The 6,451-nt window shown below is 64.9% G+C and carries 8 protein-coding genes and 2 pseudogenes; 2 read left to right on the top strand and 8 right to left on the bottom strand.

Features of this window, described 5'->3' with window-relative positions:
* The 3 genes from AHiyo1_RS09715 to AHiyo1_RS09705 all read right to left on the bottom strand — a co-directional run.
* On the bottom strand, positions 1 to 220 hold a 220-nt coding region (locus AHiyo1_RS09715), incomplete at its 3' end, for an AzlD domain-containing protein (protein ID WP_059388437.1).
* The gene (locus AHiyo1_RS09710; RefSeq protein WP_059388436.1) at positions 217 to 969 is read right to left on the bottom strand and encodes an AzlC family ABC transporter permease; all 753 of its coding nucleotides are present in this window, start codon (positions 967 to 969) and stop codon (positions 217 to 219) included. The genes AHiyo1_RS09715 and AHiyo1_RS09710, both read right to left, overlap by 4 nt.
* Positions 966 to 1,454: a DoxX family protein gene (locus tag AHiyo1_RS09705; RefSeq protein WP_059388435.1), complete on the bottom strand. Its 489-nt coding sequence runs from the start codon at positions 1,452 to 1,454 to the stop codon at positions 966 to 968. The genes AHiyo1_RS09710 and AHiyo1_RS09705 overlap by 4 nt, the downstream gene beginning before the upstream one ends.
* A gap of 171 nt (positions 1,455 to 1,625) precedes the next feature.
* On the opposite strand from AHiyo1_RS09705, the gene AHiyo1_RS09700 reads away from it, so the two are divergent.
* Positions 1,626 to 2,363 carry a fumarylacetoacetate hydrolase family protein gene (locus AHiyo1_RS09700; protein ID WP_059388434.1) on the top strand — a complete coding sequence of 246 codons (738 nt, stop codon included), beginning with the start codon at positions 1,626 to 1,628 and terminating at the stop codon, positions 2,361 to 2,363.
* A 69-nt stretch (positions 2,364 to 2,432) separates the two neighbouring features.
* On the opposite strand, the gene AHiyo1_RS09695 is transcribed toward AHiyo1_RS09700, so the two are convergent.
* Positions 2,433 to 3,275 (bottom strand): glycerophosphodiester phosphodiesterase family protein, encoded by an 843-nt coding sequence (locus tag AHiyo1_RS09695; RefSeq protein WP_172465558.1) that lies wholly within the window; start codon positions 3,273 to 3,275, stop codon positions 2,433 to 2,435.
* 263 nt (positions 3,276 to 3,538) lie between these two features.
* Between AHiyo1_RS09695 and AHiyo1_RS09690 the strand changes: the two genes are divergently transcribed.
* Positions 3,539 to 4,744 carry a DUF445 domain-containing protein gene (locus tag AHiyo1_RS09690; RefSeq protein WP_253257274.1) on the top strand — a complete coding sequence of 402 codons (1,206 nt, stop codon included), beginning with the start codon at positions 3,539 to 3,541 and terminating at the stop codon, positions 4,742 to 4,744.
* A gap of 22 nt (positions 4,745 to 4,766) precedes the next feature.
* Here AHiyo1_RS09690 and AHiyo1_RS25515 read toward each other — a convergent pair whose 3' ends face one another.
* The 4 genes and pseudogenes from AHiyo1_RS25515 to AHiyo1_RS26525 form a co-directional block, all read right to left on the bottom strand.
* Positions 4,767 to 5,039, bottom strand: a complete 273-nt coding sequence (locus tag AHiyo1_RS25515; RefSeq protein ID WP_084784446.1) for a hypothetical protein — start codon at positions 5,037 to 5,039, stop codon at positions 4,767 to 4,769.
* A 209-nt stretch (positions 5,040 to 5,248) separates the two neighbouring features.
* A pseudogene (locus AHiyo1_RS25510) lies at positions 5,249 to 5,659 on the bottom strand (allophanate hydrolase subunit 2 family protein); the annotation flags it as partial.
* Positions 5,659 to 6,252 (bottom strand): 5-oxoprolinase subunit PxpB, encoded by a 594-nt coding sequence (gene pxpB, locus AHiyo1_RS09675; protein WP_340639315.1) that lies wholly within the window; start codon positions 6,250 to 6,252, stop codon positions 5,659 to 5,661. The gene pxpB and the pseudogene AHiyo1_RS25510, both read right to left, overlap by 1 nt.
* A gap of 37 nt (positions 6,253 to 6,289) precedes the next feature.
* Positions 6,290 to 6,451: pseudogene (locus AHiyo1_RS26525) on the bottom strand (LamB/YcsF family protein); the annotation flags it as partial.

Raw genomic sequence — 6,451 nt, 5'->3', positions numbered from 1 at the left:
CACCCGCAGCCAGCGCGCCGAGCCGGGCGTCGAAGGCCAGGGACTGCCCGGACGCCACCGCGTTGACCACGGTCAGGGATGCCAGCAGTCCGATGGTCATGGTGCCGGCCACACGCATCATCCGGGGACTCTGCAGCAGTTTCGCCGGCACGAAATAGCCCGAAAGTTTCGTCAGGTACGCCAGTCCGCAGGCAATGAGGATCCAAACCCAGAGGTTCATTCGGCGTTCCTTTCGCGGCTGGAAGCGTCAGCACTGGAATGGCCGCGCGGGTAGGGATCGACGTCGGGCTCCATCCCTTCGTCGCTGCGTCCGTGGCTGAACCAGCCGATGGCTCCGGCCACCACGGCGGCCACGAGGATGGGCACCCCAGCCGGAACGAACGGGACCGCAATGATGGTCGCCAGGGCAGCTGCCGCCGCAATCGCCCATGGCTCACGGCCCTTGAGCCGCGGCCAAAGAAGGCCGAGGAACGCTGCCACGGCGGCGCCGTCGAGACCCCACTGCTTGGGGTCGCCCAAGGCATCGCCGGCCAGTGCGCCCACAGCCGTGAAGATGTTCCACAGCACGAAAATGCCGAGTCCGGCTGTCCAGAAGCCGCGGCGTTGTTCGTCGGAATCGCTTTGTCCCGAGGCAGTGGCCGTGGACTCGTCGATGGTGATGTGGGCTTGCGGGTACTTGAGCCAACCGCTGGGACGCAGCAGCGCGTTCATCTGCATCCCGTAGATGCCGTTGCGCAACCCCAGCAGCGCGGCCGCTGTCATGGCCGCAATGCCGGAACCGCCTCCAGCCACGACGCCGATGAAGGCGAACTGCGAGCCGCCGCTGAACATGAGCAGGCTGAACGCCATGGTCTGCCAGAAACTGAACCCCGAGGCCGAGGCCAATGCCCCGAACGAGATGCCGTAGAGACCCGTTGCAATGCTGATGGAGAGGCCCACCTTCACCGCCGGGGATTCGAGGAGTTTCATGCGCCCCGTTTCGCTCCGGCCAAGCTCCATGCCCACAGGATCAGAGGGATCTGCAAGGGCAGCCGCAGTGTGTGGATCCGCCGAGCGGACACCGAACCTGTAGGCGAGTAGGCGCGGCGGAGCGCGTCCACGTGGCCGGCCAGGAACGCCGTGAACATCAGCGTAGTGCCGCGGGCTGCAGCCCTACGCGTGGCAGGAATGAGGAGTCCGACGGCGGCAACCGCCTCAAGCAGTCCACTCACCGCGATCCATTCCTCCCTGGACATGACCGCCAAGGCGCCGTTGTGCGGTGCGGTTGGTTTGGTCTTGTCCTGGCCGGCTTCAGCGTGCCCGACTGCGTAGTCCTCGCGGCAGAGATAGTCCGGGACCACGGGAGCGAAGAATTTCGGCTGCCGGAAGTGCTTCCTGGCACTGACGAGTAACAGTGCACTCATGGCCGCCGCGGAGATTGTCTGTGTTGTCCGGGCGGACCATGAAAAAGGCATGTATTCATGCAACCACAGCCCTGCCCAGCGCGGTAACCGGAAGGTTTCGGACTGAGTTATGTGTTCAGAGTATTGGACTCAGTTCAGTATGATGTATGTTTCTTTCTAGGCCGTGCCTGACACAGTCCACCGCCACAGTCCACCGCCACAAGAAATTCAACGAGGAGTTCCATGCGCATCGCCCGACTGAAGACCCCTTCCGGCCCCCAGCACGCTGTCCTGCGCGATGGACGCTGGGACCACATCGAGGATCCCTTTGCCGAGGTCCTATCCTTCACCGGAGAATCCAGTTCCGCGGACGACGCCGAGCTCCTCGCCCCGGTCCGGCCTTCCGTGGTGCTCGGAATCGGGCACAACCTGGGCAACAACAACCACGTACTGCCCATCCAGGCCTGGCACAAGTCCGTCCACAGCATCGCCGGACCCGGCGACGGCATCGTGGCCGTGCGCAACGCGGGCACGGTGAACGTGGAAGGCGAGTTGGCCGCCGTCATCGGAAAGCGGGCGGAAAAGCTCACGGCCGAGAACGCCTTGAGCCACGTCCTGGGCTACACCGTGGTCAACGACGTCACCAACGTGGATCAAAACCACGTCGACGAAAAGCTCTTCCAGGGCAAGTCCGGCACCAACTACACGCCGCTCGGACCGTGGATCGAAACCGGGATCGAGGACCCGGACAACGTCAGCACCGAGGTAGTAGTCAACGGCGAGGTCAAGGCCCGGTCCGGGTCCTTCAACCTGCCATCCTCCATCACGGATTGCCTCGTCTATGTCACCGAATGGCTGACCCTGGAGCCGGGAGACATCATCATGACCGGAGCTCCGAACACCTTCGTGGCAGTCCAGCCCGGCGACCGGGTGGACATCACACTGGGCGGCATTGGAACCCTCAGCAACACGGTCATCTGACTCGCAGTTGTTGTCGTTTTGGAGCCCCTAAACGACAACAACTGCGAGCTAGTTGGGTGCGCGTGGTGCCTAAAGCTGGGCGAGGACCTGCGCCGGCTTGTTCGTGGTGATCTCGTGGATGCCCAGGCCTTGGCAGAGGGCAACATCGTTCTCCGAGTCAACGGTCCACACCCGGAAGCGGCGGCCTGATTCCAGCCAGCGCTGGACGGTGCGGGCATGCTTGCGGACGTAGTCGATGCCCGGCCCGGCCAGTCCAACCTCGCAGTCGTCCAGGATCCGTTCGCCTTCCTGCTGGGCTGCCTTCATCACGTTGGCCACGGCTCCCCCAGTGATGACTCCCAGGCCCAGTTCATCGCGGATTTCTTCCACCGTGACGTCGTCCACGAGCTGGCAGATGTGCTCCGCGGGAACGAACTGGAGCAGGTGCTTGACCGAATCCGGGCTGAAACTCATGAAGGAAACCTGGATGTTGTCCAGCATGGAGGTCTCCGCGTTCCACCCTTCCCGGCCGAGAAGCTCCAGCACGCGGTCTTCAAGCTTGAGCTGGTACGGGCTGGGGTGCTTGAGTTCAATGGCCAGGCCGATGGTCCTGCCGGCACCACGCAGGATCTCCAGCAACTCCGGGAGCGTCAGGAGCTGGTCCGATTTTGCGCCGTACTGGTCCGGGATCCGGGCGCCCTTCCAGGAAGAGAAATCCAGCTGCCGCAGTTCTTCGAGCGTCTTCTCGGCCACGGGACCGGTACCGTCGGAGGTGCGGTCCAAGTTCGCGTCGTGGAGCAGGACAACGTGCTGGTCCCGCGTCAGGTGGACGTCGCACTCGACGCCGTCGGCGCCGTCGGCGATTGCCTTCAGGTAGGCGGCACGCGTGTGCTCGGCAAATGCTGCACTGGCTCCGCGGTGGGCGTAGACCATGGGCCGCGTATTTTGCTCCGTGCTTTGGTCTGGGCGACCGGGCTCGTCATTCGTCATGGGGACACGGTAGCCCACGTCCATGACAGCGACGGGGCTACGCTGGGCACATGCAGGTGAACTCTGAACAAATCCCGGTGACGGACAGCGATAGCGACCTGACGGCGGAGGCCACCCGGAACGCAGGTGCCGGGAACAGCTCCACGGTTGGGTCCGGCGTCGGGCAACGGAACGGCGACGCCGAAAAGGCGGCTGCCCTGCGTCGGATGAAGTCGGTGGCGCTGGCGCTCCTGATTGTGATGGCGGTGGTTTTCACGGCCGCTTTCGCCCTGCAGAGGCAGTATCCGTGGCTGGAATACGTGCGGGCCGCTGCCGAGGGCGGCATGGTGGGAGCGCTGGCCGACTGGTTCGCCGTCACTGCGCTGTTCAAATACCCCATGGGCCTGAAAATCCCGCACACCGCCATCATTCCGCGGCGCAAGGACCAGATCGGCGCTTCGCTCGGGGAATTCGTGGAGACCAACTTCCTGTCCGAGCAGGTGGTTCAGGAGAAGCTCGCGAGCATCGACATCGCCCGGAAAGCCGGCACGTGGCTCGCATCCCCGGGTGGCCCGGAGCGCATCGCCAAGGAAGGTTCGGCACTGATCCGCGGGGCGTTCACCGTGCTGAACGACGACGACGTCCAGGCAGTGATCGAGGGCATGGTCCGCAAGCACCTGCTCACCCCGCCGTGGGGACCGCCCGTAGGCCGGATGGCCGAACGGATCTTTGCCGACGGCCACCACCACAAACTCGTCGATCTGCTGGTTGACCGGGCGGCTGATTGGGTGGAAGCGAACCACTCCACGGTGAACCGGCTCGTGTCCGACCGTTCGCCCCTCTGGGTTCCTTCCTTCGTGGACGACATCGTGGGAGACAGGGTCTACAACGAAATCTCCAAGTTCGTCCGGGCGGTGCAGCAGGATCCCGACCATCAAGTGCGCCAATCGATCGATACATACCTCGGTGATCTTGCCCAGGATCTCCAGCACGATCCGGCAATGATCGCCCGCGCGGAGGCAATCAAAACCCAGGTCCTCGGCGATCCCGAGGTCCGCGAACTTGCCTCCCGCACGTGGGGCACTATCAAGGACGCGCTGCTCACCGCCGTCGACGATCCCGACAGCGAATTGGCACAGCGCTTCAAGAGCGCCGTCCGGGACTTCGGTTCGCGGCTTGTCAACGACGACGAGCTGGCGGGCAAGGTCAATGCCTGGATCGGTGATGCTGCCGGGTACCTCGTCAAAACGTACCGTTCCGATATCGCTGGGGTCATCACGGACACCGTGGCGCGCTGGGATGCCGAGGAAACCTCGCAAAAGATCGAGCTCCAGGTAGGTAAGGACCTGCAATACATCCGCATCAACGGCACCGTAGTGGGGTCGCTGGCCGGGCTCGCGATCTTCACGGTAGCGCACTTGGTGTTCGGCTGACGCAGTCCGGTGGAGGGGACCTTCAGCCGAGGAAATGGATCCGCTGGCCGGGGCGGGCTTGGCCCAGCAAGTCCAGATCGGTGCGACGCACCACGGCAATCACAGGGTAGCCACCCGTCACGGGATGATCTGCCAGGAATACTGTGGGAAGGCCCGACGGCGGCACTTGCAGTGCGCCGAGCACCATGCCTTCGCTGGGCAGTTCCTCGAGCCGGGCCTGGGTGAGCGGGCGGCCCACCAGCCGGGCACCGATCCTGTTGGAATCGGGCGACAGGGTCCATTCCTGGCTGACCAAGCGGCGCCAAGAGTCGGGGTCGAACCAGTCCGCCCGGGGCCGCGATCCACGCGGGCTGTGATGGCGCGCCCCGGATCAGGAGCGCGGCGGATGGCAGGGAGGACATGCGCATTGTTAACGGTCCCCGAACCCGTACCCGAAACCAGGCCATTGCCCGCGGAAACATGCCCGATTCCTAGCTGCTCACCCGATGTCAACGGCGCTGGGCCTTCACCGGAGAGCATGTCCGTGCTGCTTGAACCGAGCAGCTTTGGCGCGTCGATGCCGCCCTGTACCGCCAGGTAATATCGCAGTCCGAACAGAGGGGCACCGAAGTCCAGCACGGCGCCCGGGGCCACCCGGACGGCTTGGTTCAGCGGAATCTCGGCCCCGTTGAGTCTCACGATTCCCTCGGCACCCGCCACCGCGACCGTCGACGCCGTGACGAACCGCAGGCGAAGCCCACCCAGCAATATCTCCAGCCCGGCCGCCTCCGCGGGATTCCCCACCAGCAGGTTGGCAAGGCGAAGCGATTGCCGGTCCAGGGCGCCGGAAGGGCTCAGCCCCAAGGAAGCCCAGCCCTGCCTGCCAAGGTCTTCCACCAAGGTGAGGGGGCCGGGGTTCACCACCACTATCCCCATCAGGCCTCCACGAATCGGACCAGGTCACCCGGCCGGATCAGCGCGGGCTCGGCCTTGGACGCGTCCCACAGTGCCGCCGTCGTGGTTCCAATCAGCTGCCACCCGCCCGGAGAGGATCGCGGGTAGACTCCGCTGAACTCGCCGGCGAGGCCAACCGAGCCAGCCGGCACGGCGGTGCGTGGAGTGTTCCGGCGCGGAACGCGGAGCCGCTCATGCGTGGTGACCAGGTACACGAAGCCGGGCGCAAAGCCGGAAAATGCGGCAGTCCACTCCGAGCTCGTGTGAAGCTTGACCACTTCGGCCTCGCTCATGCCGAGGAATTGTGCCGTTTCGGCAAGGTCCGGGCCACGGTAGGAGACCTCGATGGTCACATCGCGGGCCGAACTGGCGACGTCGTATGCCGGTTCTGCGGACTCCAGCCAGTCGCGGACGTCGGAAGGACGGATCGTTTCGGGATCGAAGGTGACCAGGACAGTGCGGGCGGCCGGCACGACGTCGATGATCCCCTCCGGCATTGAACTGCCAACCGAAGCGCCGGCCCCGGTCAGCCCGCGGTAGTACGCGACGACGGCGGTCAGCTCGGGCAGTTCCACCAAGAAAGCGCTGTCGCCGCAGGGCAAAAGCTCCCGCTCAAGCGAAGGATTCAATCTCCACTCCAGCTTCCTCGAGGCCGGCGCGCACCGCCGCCGCCAGTTCGACAGCACCCGGGGTATCGCCATGGATGCACAACGAATCGGCTGAACCCGCACCACTGTGCCGTCCACGGCCAGCACCTCGCCCCGCACGGCAAAG

This window comes from Arthrobacter sp. Hiyo1 (genome assembly GCF_001263615.2).
Classification (GTDB): Bacteria; Actinomycetota; Actinomycetes; order Actinomycetales; family Micrococcaceae; genus Arthrobacter.
The sequence above is the reverse complement of the archived record's forward strand: the minus strand, read 5'-3'. Positions and strand labels throughout refer to the sequence as shown.

What these genes read in the sequence shown, in the direction of transcription:
- AHiyo1_RS09710 (WP_059388436.1), bottom strand. Translation starts at nt 969, where the DNA reads ATGAAACTCCTCGAATCCCCGGCGGTGAAGGTGGGCCTCTCCATCAGC.
- AHiyo1_RS09705 (WP_059388435.1), bottom strand. Translation starts at nt 1,454, where the DNA reads ATGCCTTTTTCATGGTCCGCCCGGACAACACAGACAATCTCCGCGGCG.
- AHiyo1_RS09700 (WP_059388434.1), top strand. Translation starts at nt 1,626, where the DNA reads ATGCGCATCGCCCGACTGAAGACCCCTTCCGGCCCCCAGCACGCTGTC.
- AHiyo1_RS09695 (WP_172465558.1), bottom strand. Translation starts at nt 3,275, where the DNA reads ATGGTCTACGCCCACCGCGGAGCCAGTGCAGCATTTGCCGAGCACACG.
- AHiyo1_RS09690 (WP_253257274.1), top strand. Translation starts at nt 3,539, where the DNA reads ATGAAGTCGGTGGCGCTGGCGCTCCTGATTGTGATGGCGGTGGTTTTC.